Origin of the sequence: Paraburkholderia sp. RL18-085-BIA-A, from assembly GCF_046027075.1 — a bacterium.
Classification (GTDB): Bacteria; Pseudomonadota; Gammaproteobacteria; order Burkholderiales; family Burkholderiaceae; genus Paraburkholderia.
Genome location: NZ_JARESU010000409.1, coordinates 1 through 1,534 on the forward strand (window position 1 = coordinate 1; position 1,534 = coordinate 1,534).

Annotated in this window: 1 pseudogene; it reads right to left on the reverse strand. The window is 64.7% G+C overall.

Features of this window, described 5'->3' with window-relative positions:
• Window positions 1-1,400, reverse strand: a pseudogene (locus tag P0D89_RS52845) (IS1634 family transposase); the annotation flags it as partial.
• Between the last annotated feature and the right edge of the window lie 134 nt (window positions 1,401-1,534).

The following is a 1,534-nucleotide window of genomic DNA, read 5'->3' on the forward strand; positions in this document are numbered from 1 at the left end:
GCACAGAAAGACGTGAGCGCGCACGCGTTGGGCGTTCCAATGGAACACGGGGCGCACCTGCAGATCGACCGTCTTGAGCGAACGGAAGGCGCGCTCCACGACCGCCAGCCCCTTGTAGGCCGTCACGGCCGCCTCGGCCGGCAGGTCCGTTGCCGGCAGACTCGTGCGCACCACGTACAGGCCATCGAGCGCAGCCTCCTGCTGGATCTGTTCGGACTTGCGCGCCCACGTGAAGCTCGAGTCGGTGATGCTCAGCTCGAAGTGCTTGCCCATCCTGAAGTGATCGATGACGCGGCCCACGCGCAAGGCAATTGCCTCGGTACCCTTGAGGCGGTTGCGGGCGCGCGTGGTCGCGTCGGCGATCTTCATCAGCTCAGCTTCGGTGGCCTGCAGCAAGGCCTCGCGCTTGCGGGTCCGTTCCTCGGCCAGCAGCGATTGCGGCACACAATGAGCCGTTCGCCGGGGAACGCCTCACTGGTTACTTCGAGCAGGTTGCGCTCATCAAACAGCGACGGCTGGAAGGGCCCCTTCTCGTGGGCGAGCGCGGCCATCTGCGGCGCGCGCAGGCTGCTTACCCAGTCCAGTCCAGCCGGGCGCAATACCGTGTCGATGCGCGCCTGCGTGAGCATGCCCCGGTCGCCCACCCAGGCGAGCTTCTCGATGCCATAGCGGTTCTTGAGCTTGTCCACCTGCGAGGCCACGGTAGCGGGATCGGCCGTGTTGCCGGCGAAGACTTCGACGGCCACAGGACAGCCCTCAGGAGTGCAAACCAGCCCGAACACGATCTGCGGGTCATCACGCTTGCCATCGCGGCTGTAACCGTGGGCCGCGAGCTCGCAGCAGCGGCCGGTCACCCATGTGGAAGTGAGGTCGTACAGCACCAGCGTACTACCGGCCAGATGCTGGCGGGCGAGGCGCTTCTCGATGCCTTCCTGAGCTTCTCCCAGCCAGTCGAGCGCGGCATAGACCTGCTCGAGTTCGACCTCGCCCAGCTTCAGCAGCCGCGACAGCGAGTGGGTCGCGGTCTCGTCGCGCAACATGCGATGGGTGGCGAGCTTGGAGGCGGGTGACACCACGCGCGCCACCAGCAGCGCCATGACCACCGAGCGCACCGCGGCGGGTGCGGCGGCAAACCACCGCTCGGCGCCGCAGGCGCGTGTCTCGCCGAGCACGGCGGCCACGTGTCCGTGTGGCAGGCTGCGCTCGATCACGAAGGCCTCATCGGCGGACGATACCGCGACGCCGCCGCGCAGCAGGACCTTCAGTCCTTCGATGACCTCGGCGGGCAGCGACGAGAGGTTGGCGAGGGTGCGCTTTCTGACCGTGTTGCCGTCGCGATAGGACTCACGCAACAGGATCGCGGGCGGCGAGTTGCGGTTGGGGACGTGTTCGATATACATGAACACTTACTCAAGCATAATTTCAGTAAAAATCAATGTATAAATACTATTTTACATGGCTACATGATAGCCCCAAAAATAGCCGAAACCCAGCGCTGACGTGGATTTCGGCTATTTGAGAAGTCAAAGCGCGG